This is a genomic window from Methylophilus sp. 14 (genome assembly GCF_015354345.1).
GTDB lineage: Bacteria > Pseudomonadota > Gammaproteobacteria > Burkholderiales > Methylophilaceae > Methylophilus.
In genome coordinates this window covers 15,960-31,142 of record NZ_JADKYS010000011.1, presented here as the reverse complement: position 1 = coordinate 31,142, position 15,183 = coordinate 15,960, and the positions used below count along the sequence as shown (strand labels likewise).

Annotated in this window: 15 protein-coding genes; 10 read left to right on the top strand and 5 right to left on the bottom strand. The window is 41.4% G+C overall.

Going from position 1 to position 15,183, the window contains the following annotated elements; genetic code table 11:
* The first annotated feature begins 532 nt into the window (after positions 1-532).
* Positions 533-1,219 (top strand): hypothetical protein, encoded by a 687-nt coding sequence (locus tag INP78_RS14435; RefSeq protein WP_194742904.1) that lies wholly within the window; start codon positions 533-535, stop codon positions 1,217-1,219.
* On the opposite strand, the gene INP78_RS14430 is transcribed toward INP78_RS14435, so the two are convergent.
* From INP78_RS14430 to INP78_RS14420, 3 genes are all read right to left on the bottom strand, one after another.
* On the bottom strand, positions 1,206-1,370 hold the full coding sequence (locus INP78_RS14430) for a hypothetical protein (protein WP_194742905.1): 165 nt from the start codon (positions 1,368-1,370) through the stop codon (positions 1,206-1,208). The genes INP78_RS14435 and INP78_RS14430 overlap by 14 nt on opposite strands.
* Before the next feature lie 254 nt (positions 1,371-1,624).
* Entirely contained in the window at positions 1,625-2,317 is a 693-nt protein-coding gene (locus INP78_RS14425) for an NrdJb (protein WP_194742903.1), read from the bottom strand.
* Positions 2,318-2,797: 480 nt separating this feature from the next.
* Entirely contained in the window at positions 2,798-3,094 is a 297-nt protein-coding gene (locus tag INP78_RS14420) for a helix-turn-helix domain-containing protein (RefSeq protein ID WP_194742902.1), read from the bottom strand.
* Between the two features lie 113 nt (positions 3,095-3,207).
* Between INP78_RS14420 and INP78_RS14415 the strand changes: the two genes are divergently transcribed.
* The 9 genes from INP78_RS14415 to INP78_RS14375 all read left to right on the top strand — a co-directional run bounded on the left by INP78_RS14415 (position 3,208) and on the right by INP78_RS14375 (position 12,219).
* Positions 3,208-3,696, top strand: coding sequence for a hypothetical protein (locus tag INP78_RS14415; RefSeq protein WP_194742901.1), 489 nt, complete (start codon positions 3,208-3,210; stop codon positions 3,694-3,696).
* Between the two features lie 8 nt (positions 3,697-3,704).
* On the top strand, positions 3,705-4,157 hold the full coding sequence (locus INP78_RS14410) for a hypothetical protein (protein ID WP_194742900.1): 453 nt from the start codon (positions 3,705-3,707) through the stop codon (positions 4,155-4,157).
* A 211-nt stretch (positions 4,158-4,368) separates the two neighbouring features.
* Positions 4,369-6,132 (top strand): hypothetical protein, encoded by a 1,764-nt coding sequence (locus tag INP78_RS14405; protein ID WP_194742899.1) that lies wholly within the window; start codon positions 4,369-4,371, stop codon positions 6,130-6,132.
* Between the two features lie 344 nt (positions 6,133-6,476).
* Positions 6,477-7,595 (top strand): CBASS cGAMP-activated phospholipase, encoded by a 1,119-nt coding sequence (locus INP78_RS14400; RefSeq protein WP_194742898.1) that lies wholly within the window; start codon positions 6,477-6,479, stop codon positions 7,593-7,595.
* Positions 7,582-8,700 carry a cyclic GMP-AMP synthase DncV-like nucleotidyltransferase gene (locus INP78_RS14395; protein ID WP_194742897.1) on the top strand — a complete coding sequence of 373 codons (1,119 nt, stop codon included), beginning with the start codon at positions 7,582-7,584 and terminating at the stop codon, positions 8,698-8,700. Before INP78_RS14400 ends, INP78_RS14395 begins: the two co-directional genes overlap by 14 nt.
* A gap of 5 nt (positions 8,701-8,705) precedes the next feature.
* Positions 8,706-10,364: a ThiF family adenylyltransferase gene (locus tag INP78_RS14390; RefSeq protein WP_194742896.1), complete on the top strand. Its 1,659-nt coding sequence runs from the start codon at positions 8,706-8,708 to the stop codon at positions 10,362-10,364.
* The gene (locus tag INP78_RS14385; RefSeq protein WP_194742895.1) at positions 10,340-10,813 is read left to right on the top strand and encodes a Mov34/MPN/PAD-1 family protein; all 474 of its coding nucleotides are present in this window, start codon (positions 10,340-10,342) and stop codon (positions 10,811-10,813) included. The genes INP78_RS14390 and INP78_RS14385 overlap by 25 nt, the downstream gene beginning before the upstream one ends.
* Before the next feature lie 127 nt (positions 10,814-10,940).
* A complete protein-coding gene (locus tag INP78_RS14380) occupies positions 10,941-11,195 on the top strand; it encodes a helix-turn-helix domain-containing protein (protein WP_194742894.1) in 255 nt (84 codons plus the stop codon).
* The gene (locus INP78_RS14375) at positions 11,173-12,219 is read left to right on the top strand and encodes a restriction endonuclease (protein ID WP_194742893.1); all 1,047 of its coding nucleotides are present in this window, start codon (positions 11,173-11,175) and stop codon (positions 12,217-12,219) included. The genes INP78_RS14380 and INP78_RS14375 overlap by 23 nt, the downstream gene beginning before the upstream one ends.
* Here INP78_RS14375 and INP78_RS14370 read toward each other — a convergent pair.
* Positions 12,193-13,941 carry an N-6 DNA methylase gene (locus INP78_RS14370; protein WP_194742892.1) on the bottom strand — a complete coding sequence of 583 codons (1,749 nt, stop codon included), beginning with the start codon at positions 13,939-13,941 and terminating at the stop codon, positions 12,193-12,195. The genes INP78_RS14375 and INP78_RS14370 overlap by 27 nt on opposite strands.
* 60 nt (positions 13,942-14,001) lie before the next feature.
* A complete protein-coding gene (locus INP78_RS14365) occupies positions 14,002-14,931 on the bottom strand; it encodes a hypothetical protein (RefSeq protein ID WP_194742891.1) in 930 nt (309 codons plus the stop codon).
* Between the last annotated feature and the right edge of the window lie 252 nt (positions 14,932-15,183).

Genomic DNA, 15,183 nt, shown 5'->3' with positions numbered 1-15,183 from the left:
AATGGCATGAGCCCTGAAGCGTTTGAAGAGGTCTGGCGCAAACAAGGCTAGGTGTCTACAAAACCGTGGGTAGTCCAGCAAACAAGGCTAGGTGTCTACAAAACCGTGGGTAGTCCAAAACAGCCTGCTGAAACCACCTTTCCAGAAGAAATGCGAGACTACCCGCGTTAAGGCTCTTGACTAGCCGCTAACGTGTCGTAGAATAGAATCATCTGGTAGACAAACAGATGTTCTTAAAAGCGACTCAAGTATTTGCCGTACTTGGGTCGTTTTGCATTTCATGTCCGCAAAAGACATTCTTGGCTATATCAACTCTTCTGAACTAGTTCCTCTCTTGTTTACAACAACCGGATGGTTGCTGACCTTTTGAGACACCCTGCGTTTGGTTCCATTTAATGGGGGTCTCCATTTCAAACTAACCTAGGACTTTCAATAATCAAGACTTGCCATTAGTAGCAAGTTATTCATGTAAAATATGACACTATTAGCATAAAATCCCTTTAAATTCCTCTGTGTATACTCGGAATTCGCGATGGCCGAAGCAAAAACAGTGAAAAAAAGATCAGTTGGCAGGCCAAAAAAGAACAAAGCCCTTCAGCAATTGAGAGTGCAGACCTGGTTTAACGCTGTTGCAGAGGCGAGTGGAAAAACGGCTTATGAATTAGAAAAGGAATTTGCACCGTCCACTGTGGACAGGGAAAACTTCAATAAACAACGTGCGAGACTTTGGGAGAAATACCGTCTTGGCAAGACAATGCCGACGATTAAAGAAAAAAAGGGCGGTAGAAAAGGTATTGCTCAATTAGTTGAAGAAAAATATCCTGGCACCATCCATTGGCTAACAGATGAGTTTTTTGACTTAGCCAACATGGATAAAGAACTTACGATGAAGTTTGTCAGGGAGGTTTTTGAGTCACTCCCCGAGGATATACGCAAATACATCGTTAGCGAAAATGCCAATGCGTCAACATTGTTCTGGCGGAAGCAACATATTACAGAAACGGCATTTTATGAAGGCTTGGTTAGAAACCCCTCGCCTCAAGCATTCATAGCAATATTAGCTTTATTGAGAGAGGCATTAATTTGTCAAAATAAAACAAGTTTCAATCTCATTAAAGAGATGCTAATAAAAATTGAGGATAAGGGTATCAACCATGGCCCAATATTATCAAGCAGATTTATAAAAATAATACTTACTCCTGTGCTCACAATCTATTAAGCGCGTTATCAATATAAACAATACAAAACTTACTATCAGCGTCATGACTATTTTTAACCAACTCAATAATCGCACCTTTTGAATTAGCAATATTTTCCCTGCCAATAAGAATAGCAGCGCGTGCAGACACATTAAATGGGATTTGAGTCATGTTATTTCTGTTATAGATTGACTAACAAAGATTCTAAGCATTCCATAGACTTAGCGCAAATCTTTTGCTTTATCATTACTCACGGATATTTTTAGCGTAAAAAAAAGCCCATCGAAATGATGGGGCTTTGATTTTTAAATATATTCTCGCGTTGGAGCTGCAATTTATGCGGTCTAAAGTTGCACCTTATTCAGACATGATTGCAATTTATGCTGCCACTCACAGTAGCTCTTTAGTGGTATCCATTTAGGTGACTACCCGCACTTACTATCACCACAATTCAAACAAGTCATACAACCATCCATCAGTATGCTTGCTTTGGTATTACACTTTTTGCAAAGCTGCGCACCTTTTGGGAAGCCTTCGTCGTTTGATTCGTCGCCTGACTTTGCGTGTTTTTCCAAGTATTCCGCTTTTTTCTCTTCTACCAGTTTTTGCTGGTGTTCGTCTAACCCCGGTTTCTTCAGCATACCGATTTCTTGCAGGTGTTTTTCTACCACTTCACCAATCTCGGCCACCAGGCTAGGCACAAACTTGCCGCCTTTTTTAAAGTAGCCGCCGCTAGGCTCGAATACGCTTTTGAGTTCTTCTACCAAAAAGGTGACATCGCCGCCTTTGCGGAACACGGCGGACATGACGCGGGTGAGCGCGACGATCCACTGAAAGTGCTCCATGTTTTTGGAGTTGATGAAGATCTCAAACGGGCGGCGGTGCTCTTGTGGGGTGCCTTCGTTCATGATGACGTCGTTGATGGTGATGTAGAGCGCGTGCTCGGTCACCGGGGTTTTGATTTTGTAGGTGTTGCCCACGAGCATGTCTGGGCGGCTCAATGGCTCACCCATTTGGAAAACATTCGTAACAGGCGCGGCAGCGGCCTCGGTTGCTTTTTTGTCTTCATCGGTCACCAGTTTGTAGGCGGTGATTTTTTTGTCGATTTTGATTGCCATGTTGTTCTCCCTGTTGGAGTGCTCAATTATTTAATAATTCCTGTAAGCCAAAATTCTATGGATTGACCGTAGCGAGCGACTCGAGGGCTAGGCGCAAAGCTGTTTTAAACCGGAGTGTACAAGCAAGTACATGAGGATTTAAAACTGCTTTGTAACACCGCACCCGTGAGCGCAGTAGGTCAGGCCTTAGAATTTTCCGTAATTTATGTCATTCATTTTCTGTCTAATACTCACAGGATCTAGCAACCAAGCCAATCTAGCTTCATTAGACACAAGTTATCGCAAAATTTGTCTGACATAGTTGATGTAGCTGTAGATAATCATAAAACACATTATCTAGTTTTACCAATACATTTTAACCACATCATATTGTATATAGGTCTCTAAATTTAACCTGTTTTTTGCAGATCTTTTAATTACGGTGCATAGAACGAAAGTGGAAACTCACTATTTAATTTTTGAATCCCTTTTTTATTTTTATCAAACCTTATTTTGAGACTCGCTTAAGGTTTTGGAGTCCTCCAATATTTTGGCCATCAACTGCAGGGCATCGAGACTTTTGTCATATTTAAGGTAGGCTTGGAATAACAATGAAACAGCATGAACACCCATCAACCCTGCCAACTGATCCAATTTATCAATGGTTGGGGAGCTGAGACCTCGCTCCAGATGGCTAATGTAGGTTCTAGGGGAAACTGTCTCGAAATCTTCCTGCGTCAGCTTTACTGATTTTCGCGCTTGAGCAAATACCTCGCCTAAAGCTTCTTGAAGTTCCATTTTGTGATATCTCTAATCTCAGAAAATCACATTCTTCAGTAATGACTGATATATAACTACACTATATATCATTCATTTTCGTTTTAAAAAGTTATGAATTTTTACGTTATTACATGAATAAAACTGATTTTTTATGTAATGATATATCATTCATTTTTACCGATACTGATATGTTTAACATTAAGAAAAAAAACATAGTCATTCACGAACAAGATATGAGCATGGTTTCAGTCCCCATCGTTGAATTACCCGTTGTGGATCCATTATTCATGTGCGAAATACAAGAGTTTGAGGATGAAGGAAGAAAACCCTCATGCGTTACTCCACAATTCGTTTCCGGCTTAGAGAGCCTTGCCACTCTTGCGAAATCCCACAAAATAAAGCGTACATACCTTCTTAGTCCCGGCTATTTGAATAAGTCTGAAAAATGGGATCTCCATCGTTTACTGCAAATTCGAAAAGCAGAATATTTTCATGAAGGCTGCAGCGGCTATGTTTATCGTTATGATCTCGATGACGGGAGCTCGATAGAGCACGACCTAAACGGCCTCAGTAAGAATCAAAACGAACTGATTTTTGAACGCATATTAAAATTAGCCTAGTTCGAATCATGAATTCCTCAAACCTCATACAACAGGTGAAAGATTTAATTCCTAAGAGCTTGGATGATATTGTTAGAAAAAATAGACATCTTCTCCAGCTTGAATATGCAAATTCAGAAGACGTATTAAAGTTAACCAAACGCATACAAACCACAAGCTTCAAAGGCTCCTTAGTTGATGCCTTCTTATATAAAAGGATTATAAAAATTAGTGAGGTTGAGCCAGTTTGTGCAGTGGGGTACTTGATTACTGACTTGGGAAAGATTGCTTTCCATACCTCGCAAGTCGTAGGCCTGGATGATGAACAAAAAATCATCCTCACAAATTCAGGCTCTCATTACAAGATTGAGAGCCTTTCTGACACTCAAAATACAGATTCAACTCTTCTTATGCACATATGCCATGTCGCCCACCGCGATGGTTGGGGTAATCACTTCGGCATACCGGAAATTTACTATTAGTTTGAGTATTTAGAACGCCACCCCCTCATTAAGCACATCTCTCCCACTCCGCACAATTTATAAATGACAACATAACGGATACCACAAATTAAGCATTTGTGGATGCATCAGCCTATTAATCAGATTTATGTGTGTTTTGAGTTTTACATGCCCAATACTTAAAGCTATATTGCCTTTATATATTTAAACCAATAAAAATGTAGGTGACTAAATGTGCAAAAAGAATAAAGATTGGTTATTGCAAACCAGTGAAACTCGTCGCGTTTACTCCAATGCTACATGGGTGCCATTACGGGCATCTCAATCTTTTGAAGAGGGAGATGCAAAAGAAATTGGGTTTATCGAGGAATACTTGGGCGTAGGTACTGCGGCTATATTTCCTGAGCACAAAAATATTGGGGACCGCTTAGATTTTAGTGATTTAGGTGGGCATCGCACTGACCCTTATGTCCATTCGGATGGAAGATACATTCCGATAGATCACTATCAATTCAATGATGAAACTATCGGTGTTGAGCTTGTTTTTGAATACTTTCAGCCCCTTATCGGAAAACGAGAATGGATTCTCAATCCTGACTTGGTTGTCGCACTAAATCTAGTTAAAGAAGGAAACAGTTGGGTAAGACCAATAGAAAACTTTACAGAAGTAGCAAGAGAGAAGTTCGACTCAGAAGGGAATCATTGCTTAATTGAAATCAAACGTGAATTCCTCATGGACTATTTAGCTGCAAGGAATTTATCGCTTCGTGTGGCTATGTTTCGACAGCGAGTTGAGAATGTACGCTCATTAAAAGAGAGTCCTTACAATGGGCTAGTATCACTTGAAGAAGCAAGGGATGGCGGAAGAGTTGAACAAATAATTCGATCACTTGATTCTGTGTACGGAGGAAGCTTTGCAACATTTCGCGTAGGTCGCACTGATGTCGACGGTGAAGAGGACGCTCCGGTTATGGGGCCAGAAACCAATGACAACACAGAGTCTGAAGAAACCAGAGGACTTATATCTGGATACAAAGGAGTTCGCGTTGAAAGTCAGTTCAGACGAGAGGAATGGATTGAACACAAGAGTTCAAGTATTCGAGTTCGTGGCGATGCAAATACAGAGCTACCCGCATTCATAGTTGAGACTGACGGTAAAAGAATGTCTTCTGCTGAATTAAATGATGAAGATATTGGAAGATGGCTGTTCTTTAGGCCTGAAGTTATCAATCACTTACTTGACCACCGGGGTTTTACACTGCAATGGTACACCGCTGAAACTGGTGGGATTTGTTCTACATCAGGTCGTGCTACCCATTTCGGCATCAATGATGCTGACTTGGTTTCAGTATATGCGTGTGACGTTCCCCGACTTGAGCCGTGGGAGCAAGCAATTTGGGCAGCGCATAATATTGTTCCTGAAGGTAAGGTTTCAAAAGAGCTGCTTTTAGCGCACACCAGAGGTAAAGTTGCTGATTCAAGCGCTGCTGAAAATTTACTATTTGAAAGCTTGGTCAAGTTAGAACAAGCATTTTTTGAAGTACATAATATTCCACTATTCAACCATCAAATCAACGAAATTGAGACTTTAAAAGTTGTTTCTCGATTTTCAAGCAGAGATAAACCCTCACTATTAAGACTGGCTAAAGAGCTGGTAAGAGTTTTTTCTGATCGAATAAATATCCAAGCACTTCGTACACTTGTTAGCAATAAAGAACTCGGCTCAATTAAACTTCTGGAAGATATTGTCGGGCAAAAAATTGGCAAGGCAGAAGCTAGAAAACTTCTTGGTGTAATCGTCGGAGTCTACGACATGCGGAATGGAGATGCTCATCCTACAAGCTCCAAAATTGATGATGCAATTCAACTTGCTGGCATCAGTCAAGACTTGTCCTACATTAAGCAGGGTGAACAAATGATTTATAACTATGGCCAAGCAATACGGAACATAGCGGAACACTTCATTGAAATGCATCAGAAGGTGGCAAAGGGATAATTCTCTCTTTGAGTTATTCGTCCAACCACCTGATTTGCAAAGCGTTACTCGCATGTATAAGTTGTGGTTGTACTAACTTTAGCTGTAATGCCACATTTTGTAGAAACCCCTGCTACCGAAACCGCAGTCCTTCCTGATGGGCAAGAGCAACCACCCGTTACTCGATTCACATTAACGCACCGGTTCGGACCACAAATTCCAGAGCTGGGTGAAAATTATTTGAATGTTTCACTTGAAAACAGATTAACCTCACCTCATGTAGGGTTAAATATATATGTAAATTTCTAAAGACAAAAAAGCACTTTAATACGCCCAACTTGGGCACCGATAAGAAAGGAATCAGGGTGGAGAAACAACCGAAAAGATTTCAAGTGTTGTCGTTGTCAGGAGGGGGCTATAGAGGATTGCATGTCGCTCATGCACTTGAGCTCATTGAGAAACATAATGATGGCAACCCAATTGCTAGACACTTTGATCTGATAGCAGGAACATCTATCGGCGGGATAATCGGACTTGCTCTAGCTTTGGAGATACCGGCTGCAAAAATCAGAATTGCACTGGAAGAATTGGGACCAAAGCTTTTCAATAAGCCAAAGCCAAATTTTCCCCATATTCAAGAGTTTGCTCAGCAAAATACCTTCTGCGATAAATTAGCATATGGTTTTTTAAATCAGGAAGCCTTATCCCAAGAGACCAAGCAGGCTGACAATGCCTGGTACGATCCCACACCGCTAAAAGAGCTATTAGAGTCTTCTGAATTTTTCGGCAGTAAACGATTAAAGGATGTTCTTCATCCCATCATTGTTCCGGCTATTAATTACGGAACTGGTTTACCCAAGTTCTTCAAAACCGATCACCATAAGTCATTTACTTTTGACAAAGAGTTGCCAATTGTCGATGTGGCATTAGGAACCTCGGCTGCACCAGTCTATTTTCCAATACATAAGGTTAACGACTATCGAATTGTAGATGGCGGACTTGTTGCAAATGATCCAACTCAAGTCGCTGTTCATGAAGCCATGATGTTTTTCAATGTACGGCCAGCATTGTTTGGCGACACATCCACTGGGCAAGATGATTTGCGCGTTTTGTCTATTGGCACACTGTCGCCAAAACTATTAGGTAATCTTAGTAAGCCATTAAATCAAGGATTACTAGATTGGGGATTAGGCTTTTTCGATTTAGCAGCCTCAGCCCAAGAGGCTATGTCAGCCTTCATGGTTGACGATCATATGTTACCTGGAAAGGTATATCGCCTGCCAACTATGGACGCTCGGCCTGAAAGCGCACCCGACTTAGCAGATGTAAGTTTACAAGCTACCGAACGTTTAAAAGGGTCTGCAGCTGCTTTGGTTCAAACTGCAACTGGAAAAGATGATTTCAATGCATTCTTCCAACACAACGCACTAAATCTTGCCACTGTTCGTGAAAACCTGAAAGGAAATGACGATGCTAAACTGTAGTAAGTTATTCAGCAATGGACCTGATGATTGCTACATTAAAAATCTCGATCTTCAGGATTCAGAGAAAAAAGATCTCCTCGGAGCAAGAGTAGAGATTCGAAATGCATTGAAGGATAACTTACCCGCTGCGTTGGAACAGTTAGTGGGTCATGCATTCGAAAAACCGAGATTTTACACTCAAGGCTCCTGGGCCTATAAGACATTGAATGCTCCCCTTCAAGGAAATCAACAGGCGGATCTTGATGATGGTTGTTATTTACCATTGAGCTATCTGCAGGAGATAAAAAAACCCAGCACTGCTGCAAAGATTTTCTTTCAAGCTGTAGAGAAGACCTTACAGCCTTTGGCTGATGAAAATGGCTGGACATTAGTATCCACTAAACCTACTTGCACTCGAATTATTATCAATAACAAAGCACATATCGACATTCCTTTGTATGCCATTGAGGACACTGAATTTGAAACCTTAACGAAGGCAGCAGCAGTAACAATGGATGGTATGTTTACTGAGGCGAAGTATGAGTCCTGGGATCAACTTCCAAGAGTGAAGGTGCTTTTAGCACATCGTAATGATGACTGGATTGATTCAGATCCCCGTGCCGTTAAGGACTGGTTTGACGCTCAATGTAAACTGAAAGGTGATCAACTACGAGACGTAGTGAGATATCTAAAAGGATATCGTGATTTTATTTGGGAGGAAGGTGGTCCAACCTCAATCTTGCTGATGGCCGCTGCGGCCCCGCTTTTCAAAAAATTCCATGGGCGTGATGACTTAGCTCTAGAAGAGGTTCTACGGGGATTACCGAATGTTCTGCGTGGAGTTGTAAATAATCCTGTCAATGAAAAGGAATGTTTAACCAATCGAATCTCAGCAGAAGAATTATCTGATATTGCTAATCAATATGAGGATTTAAACTCTAAGCTGTCTGCCGCCTTAGCTTCTAACGATACTGTTAGTGTATGTCATTGGCTGCGAAATGAGTTTGGCACACGATTGCCAAATAGGCCTGATTTGGTAACTGTGACTACCCCTGATGAAACAATCAAACTGTCACCTGCTGCCATTCTACCTACGCCCTTAGTAGGTAGAACCGAAGCTGGATAATAGTCTTGCAAACTTTACAAGACGTTCACTACGCCCTACTTGAGCATGGCTTTGTCGAATACACTCCATGGAAACTTGGAGTGTATAAGTATGTAGGCCAACTTCATATTCCCCAAGGTTCATTTGATATCGAACTCACTCTCAATGAGTTTGATAAGCCCCCAGATATCCGCCTGGTCAAAATACCTGAATCATTAAAACCAAGGGCGCCGCATATCGGAGCCTCTGGAAGTCTCTGCTACTCCGTCAGTGGCACACTAGCCTTGGATATTTTCAATCCAGCAAGCCAAGTGCTGGCATGTATTGAGAGAGCTGGCAAGGTTTTATCTAGTATTTTAGAAGGCAAGCTCTATGATGATTTAGCTAATGAATTCTTCATACATTGGGATTACTTTTCGTTCTCCCATGAAAGACTTTATTTGGATACTAAAGACACTCACTCTGGATATGTTTCCGTCTATGGTCTAAAGAATGATGAAGGCGGATGGGTGTCCGCGATATTTACCGATGATCGAGCCAGATCACAAAAAAAACTCAAACCGCTTAATCTTAATCTGACCGATTTTCCTTTACCAGGCTGCACAATTGAGACCAACTCCAATCCCTATCCATATACAGACGGTCGCACTTGGCCACCTTCAACTCTAGCGGAGTTTCTGGACTGGCAATACTCGTTGGATGAGAAAGCTGCCGGCAAAATAATTAAGAGATTAAAAACGATTTATGAGCAAGGCAATCGGTTCGCAGTGATCCTTATGTCATCTCCAACATCCAAATATGCTGCTAATGTTGATATGCCAGAACTTACTTTGCCTTTTAAATCAGTTAAACAAGCAAGGAATCTATTAGGGTCATCAAAATTCAGAGTAATGGAAACGGTTAGAGTTGATGATGCTTATATGGTAGAAAGAAATCAACCTAACCGTAAAAACTTGATGGGCAAGAAAGTTTTACTTGTTGGAGCAGGAGCTATTGGAGGGCATCTTTCAGACTTACTGGTGCGCAGCGGAGCTGGGTTTTCAGGAGGAAGCCTCACCATAATTGATAAAGAGACTTTGGGGCTAGGTAATATCGGCAGGCATAAATTAGGCTTTGAGTCTTTGTTCTCATATAAATCTGATGCCTTGAAAATTCAGCTTGGAGTTTCATTCCCGACGGCTGACATCCGAACCTCCAAGCTAAACATAAAAAATTACTCATTCCTCCAAAGTTACGACCTTGTTGTGAATGCTACTGGAGAGCAGTCACTTAGCGATTGGCTAAGCAGTGAACTCAATCAGAAAAACTTCACTCCTGTACTCACAGTTTGGATAGAGGGTCCTGGTGCCGTTGTTCGCAGCATTCTACAACCGACTAAATCAAGTGCATGTTATCGTTGCCTTGCTAGCATTGATAGAGAACCTATTTATCCGGCTGTTGATAAAGAATACGAGATTAAACTTGGAGGCCATGGCTGCGAAAGTTTATATGTTGAATACCCAGCCACCGCTGCATTATTTGCTGCATCCTTGGCTAGTAATCATATAATGGACTGGCTTAATAACGAAAGCTCCCCACTTCTGAGAACGATGGTTATTGATCGTAACTATAATAAAAAGTCACCCGATCTTGACCCAATTAAACAACCGGACTGTCCTGCATGCAGTATCACAAAAGCTGGGTAATTCTTAAAAATGGAATTTTGATGTTGCTTTCGGATGAGGCGATCACCACGATTAGAAGTTATGCCCAAGATGAAGAAAATAAACCTGAAGCTGGCGGTATCTTGCTCGGGAAAAGAAGGCGAAATCATTTCGAAGTAATTCATGTAACTGAACCCACCGAGTACGATATTAGAAGTCGCTATCACTGGATTAGATCAGACAAAATTCACTCAGATATTGCCAAAAAATATTGGGTAGAAAGCCAAGGGCAGATTACTTATCTGGGTGAGTGGCATACACACCCTGAAACCATACCTTCTCCATCCACTATTGACTTAAATGAATGGCGCGTCCTAGTTGATAAATGTTCTCACCCTGCAGGAATGTCTATGATCATCGGTGGCATAGACGACTTGTGGTGCGGCATCGCTCAAAAAGAATCCATTATCGCCATGAGTAAAGTTACTTGATAGCAAGCGCAGATAAAAGCTATTTTCAGGATGCAATTTGATTCCTTTCAAAAACAAAGATGCTACTTATAGTCTGTAGCACTATAGTCATCAGTCGGAAACAATAAGCTTTTAAGTAACTCTGACGATGCCAAGACTGCCAAGCCCCTCACTCCGCGCCGTCCTCGCTGAAAATGTGCGCACTTTCCGAAAAGAAAATGACCTTTCACAAGAGGAATTGGCTGATCGTTGTGAACTTCACCGGACATATATAGGGTCGGTGGAGCGCGAAGAGCGAAATGTCTCTTTAAGTACTCTAGAAGTACTGTCTCATGCTCTCGGAGTCAGCGTCGCTGAACTGCTTACACTGAGAACAAAAAATGACTCAAAAGGCCCCCTCTGATTACAAAATTTCTCTTCAATTATCTGGCTTCGACATTTACACACCTATCGAAGTTGGAGATGCGAATTTTTGGATACCAACACCACACCTTGAAATACTTCTTAACCAATCTCTAATAGGGATTAGTCTAAGTGGGTTGCCATTAAGAACACGCTCGAAAGTCGTTAAATCGGCAGTTTGTGAGGCAATCGGCTACCCAGCACCACAGTCTTTTAGGAAGACACAACCTAGATTCTTTGGTCAACAACTCGACATCTACACTCAGAAATCAACAAATCTACAAATCTGGAATGAAGAGCTATCTCCAACTCGGCGTTACGCGATTATTCAGATATCTGAGGCAGATATCATCTTGAGGGTCAAAGTGGTCAATGGTCAAGAACTTGCACTCTTGGATACAACAGGGACAATTACTAGAAAATATCAGGCAGGTCTCACACTTGGCCCGCAATCTCTCGAATTGATTTCAGCAGAAGACTCGCCACCGATGTTGGCACATTTAAACTCCAGATTGACGTTCACACCTAGTGTAAGTCCCATTGCTTTTCCTGAAAGCGGTAGATTACTGCCAATTCAGGAAATCTTTGAACGGTTATCAGTGTTAGTAGGTTCATCTTTTGCTGATCCTGGGGTAGATCAAGAGCGAAATCGAGGTGCAGCCCTTCATCGTTTGATTTGCGAGTGCTTGGGATATAGTCGTTACGAAGATAATGGACAGTTTCCAGACATACGCCACCAATTGCTAGAAGTGAAATTACAAACATCACCTACAATTGATTTAGGCTTGGTGTTGCCGAATAGCGAAGGCAATCTGGATATTCCACAACTCGGAGAGCATCACCCTCGACATTGCGACACGCGTTATGCAGTGTTTTACGCAACAACAAATGGCCAGCAAGTGACACTTACAAATCTATTTGTTACAACAGGCTCTGACTTTTTTACCAGGTTCCGACGCTTTGAAGGAATAGTTACAAATGGGAAAATTCAAATCCCGTTACCTAGAAACTTTTTCGGACTCTAATCCAAAAACACGCCAAACTTTCGCGTCAAGATCTTGAGCAAGCTCGTCAGCCTCTGCAGAAGGCATGCTTGCATGAATCTTTTTCGCCAAATCTATGATTGCAATTGCTTCATCGCATTCAGGATTGGGTAAAGGAAACAACTCAACATACTGGGTAATGTAACGTCGCCTACCTGCATAAAGTTTGTTATTAAACCGATGATCGTAGAATGCTTCAATGAAAGTTGAGTTAGCCACAGCAAGTGCCAGCCAAAGAATATCTTGCTCATCTTTGTTTTCGCATTGCAACCAATAACACTCCCCGTTAACAACACCTCCATCCGTGTCAATCCAGAAAATAGGCTTTGTGGAAATGTCAGGAAAAACAAGCTTAGGTTCTGGCCAAGCCCCAGGATCTTGTGGAACCCATAACTCATACCAGTTACGGCCAGCTTCGATAAGGTATGTGCGCGATTCGAGAGCCTCACGATGCATTTCCAAATAATTTTCGGAATTTGGAAATTTACTTAAATCAACTGCAGCCCTACCAGCTTCCGTAGCTACATGAGGGTAAAGGATCTCTTTTTTATGTTTTGCGTTTTCAGGAACCATTGCTTTGAAGCGACGTGCGCATTTGCGAGTTATCAAAGGTCTCAGTAACTCTGGCCTACCGCCTGGGAGATTGTTCCAGTCACTACGGATGAAAATTTTGTCTGCCGTAGATTTAACTCCAACTCTAATTTTTCCGATGCGCCGAAAATTTCCCCAGGCATTCGCCTCTACTGTCGCTAGCCATTGATCTGTAGCTTGAGTCCCGATTCGCCAGACCCCATCGGCATCTCCTCCGTTATCAAGCACACCATGGCGAACTCTGAAGCGACGACCATCAGATATTGTAACGACGGTGTCGTTATCGACGGATAAAGATGAAATCACATCCTCAGCCTCAGCTGTCGCAGAATCCTTGGTTTCGTAGATAGTTGAGAAAGCAATATCACCGAGATGAGCACTCTGCGAATCTGATCGACCTCTCGCCAACAGCACGGAAGGTAATACTGCAGCATCAAATAGCTTTGTATCACCAAGGTCCCAAACCTGCACAATTCGAAAGCGAGACAGCATTTCTCGGCGCACTGCCTGGCCAGATTTAGTGGTCATGAAACGATTGGATGTGATTACACCGGCTACCCCATTCTCTGCCAATACCTGGGAGATTCCTAGCAAGAAAGGATAGTAGAGATCGACACGGCCACTTAAGCCGAAACGTTGAGCAAGTTGCTGCGCCTGCTTCGCACCCATGATTTGTGTGCGAACATATGGTGGATTGGCAATGACAAGATGGAATCGTTCTTGTGTTCGATTATCTATAAATAGATCTTCAGGACTACCCAGTTTCAGAACATAGTCTAGAAAATCCTTACGTTCCAGACGTACGTTTACATCAGGGAAGGTATATTCAAGCCGTTGTGATGCAGTTTTGATAGCTTCTTGATCAGTATCGAATCCAACTACCTCAATCCGGCCTCTGAAGCTTAGAGGTAGTTGATTGATCAATGCGTCGAGCAACGCACCATCGCCACACGCTGGGTCAAGAATTCGAATCGTTTCATCTTTAGGAAGTTCTGCAATCTTAAGTATCTGCTCAGCGACAAAGTTAGCGAACAGAACTGGAGTATATGTTGCACCATCATACTTTTGGCGATCCACATTACTGTATCGTGGTACTGAAAGAACTTCACCCATGAAATAATCCGATTATGATACCTATAGTCATCATTTTACATTTAAATTGAACTGTAGGTCTCATTTGTATCCTCTTTGTGATACTGAATAATGTCGCCCTTCGTAGCGGTCTATAAACATTAAAATATCATCTGGTTGAGAGTAGCCTTGCAGCCAATCAAAAACTGCATATTCCATATACTCAATCAAACAGTTCAACCTCTCGTAGTAAAACTCAACTCCTGGACCAGCAATACATTTTTCTTCCCGATTGAAGTCAGAAATTTTGACAGTGATCGTTTGATCGTTTTTAACTACAAATGCATTAGTAACAAATATTGAATTCCTAAATGCCAGAAAAGTCTCTTTTGAATATCCAGGCCAACTCCACCTAGCGTAAGTATCTAGCCATTGAAAGAATGCAACATCAGACTTTCCGAATTGAATGTAAGCCACTAAATCAATGAGCTCTAAAATTAATTTGAAGCAAGCATAGTACGATTTGCTTTTATGAAGTTGTTTAATCGTATCAAAGTAGTCGCGACTCAAGATCAATTTAGGCTCATACTTATAAACGTTAGTAGAGCATGTTGCTGAAACATATTCTGTTTTGACAATAGGTTTATTCAAGAGCCTTAAATTTGCCAACGGAATACCGCTCAACTCGATATTTGTTTCTTGAATTACAGAGATACAACATGAAACTCTATATTCGCCGTATCCACTAGATAAAATATTATTAAATATCTCTATGCACTGGTCATTTTCAAGCATGGCCATCAAGTAGGAATGCTTAAAATCTCTTTCTGACTCGCCAATTTTCGGCGGGGAATACATAATGGCGCTTTCGAGGTCAGTGTTGATGGCACTGAGTAAGATCTGTTTTGCATCCTCAAAATATTCATCAAAAGTATGTGATTTAATCCCAATCTTTGTGACGTACTCTCCGTCAGTGAAGACATACAAGTTGTAGATATTTTCAGTACTTGAAATAGTAAACTCCTGCATCATAATTAGGCAGATCATTCGGCTTTATCAAAATCGGAAGCCTTTCAAAGGAATTGAAAATGATAGTTCTGACGCGAAACATAGATAGCATCGCTGACATTCTCTAAACTTGGTTAGAAAATGCTACCAGCGACCAAATGAAAAGTAAATAAATAGAATTTAATATAATCAATGACTTATTCAATACAAACTGGATTAAGCATGCCTGATTGCAAGCGAAGTTTTTTTGAAATGTTGATAAATATAACCAAAATC

Excerpts from the sequence above, each read along its gene's own strand:
- INP78_RS14435 (WP_194742904.1), top strand. The coding sequence starts at position 533 with ATGGCCGAAGCAAAAACAGTGAAAAAAAGATCAGTTGGCAGGCCAAAA.
- INP78_RS14430 (WP_194742905.1), bottom strand. The coding sequence starts at position 1,370 with ATGACTCAAATCCCATTTAATGTGTCTGCACGCGCTGCTATTCTTATT.
- INP78_RS14425 (WP_194742903.1), bottom strand. The coding sequence starts at position 2,317 with ATGGCAATCAAAATCGACAAAAAAATCACCGCCTACAAACTGGTGACC.
- INP78_RS14420 (WP_194742902.1), bottom strand. The coding sequence starts at position 3,094 with ATGGAACTTCAAGAAGCTTTAGGCGAGGTATTTGCTCAAGCGCGAAAA.
- INP78_RS14415 (WP_194742901.1), top strand. The coding sequence starts at position 3,208 with ATGAATAAAACTGATTTTTTATGTAATGATATATCATTCATTTTTACC.
- INP78_RS14410 (WP_194742900.1), top strand. The coding sequence starts at position 3,705 with ATGAATTCCTCAAACCTCATACAACAGGTGAAAGATTTAATTCCTAAG.
- INP78_RS14405 (WP_194742899.1), top strand. The coding sequence starts at position 4,369 with ATGTGCAAAAAGAATAAAGATTGGTTATTGCAAACCAGTGAAACTCGT.
- INP78_RS14395 (WP_194742897.1), top strand. The coding sequence starts at position 7,582 with ATGCTAAACTGTAGTAAGTTATTCAGCAATGGACCTGATGATTGCTAC.
- INP78_RS14385 (WP_194742895.1), top strand. The coding sequence starts at position 10,340 with ATGCAGTATCACAAAAGCTGGGTAATTCTTAAAAATGGAATTTTGATG.
- INP78_RS14380 (WP_194742894.1), top strand. The coding sequence starts at position 10,941 with ATGCCAAGACTGCCAAGCCCCTCACTCCGCGCCGTCCTCGCTGAAAAT.
- INP78_RS14375 (WP_194742893.1), top strand. The coding sequence starts at position 11,173 with ATGACTCAAAAGGCCCCCTCTGATTACAAAATTTCTCTTCAATTATCT.
- INP78_RS14370 (WP_194742892.1), bottom strand. The coding sequence starts at position 13,941 with ATGGGTGAAGTTCTTTCAGTACCACGATACAGTAATGTGGATCGCCAA.
- INP78_RS14365 (WP_194742891.1), bottom strand. The coding sequence starts at position 14,931 with ATGATGCAGGAGTTTACTATTTCAAGTACTGAAAATATCTACAACTTG.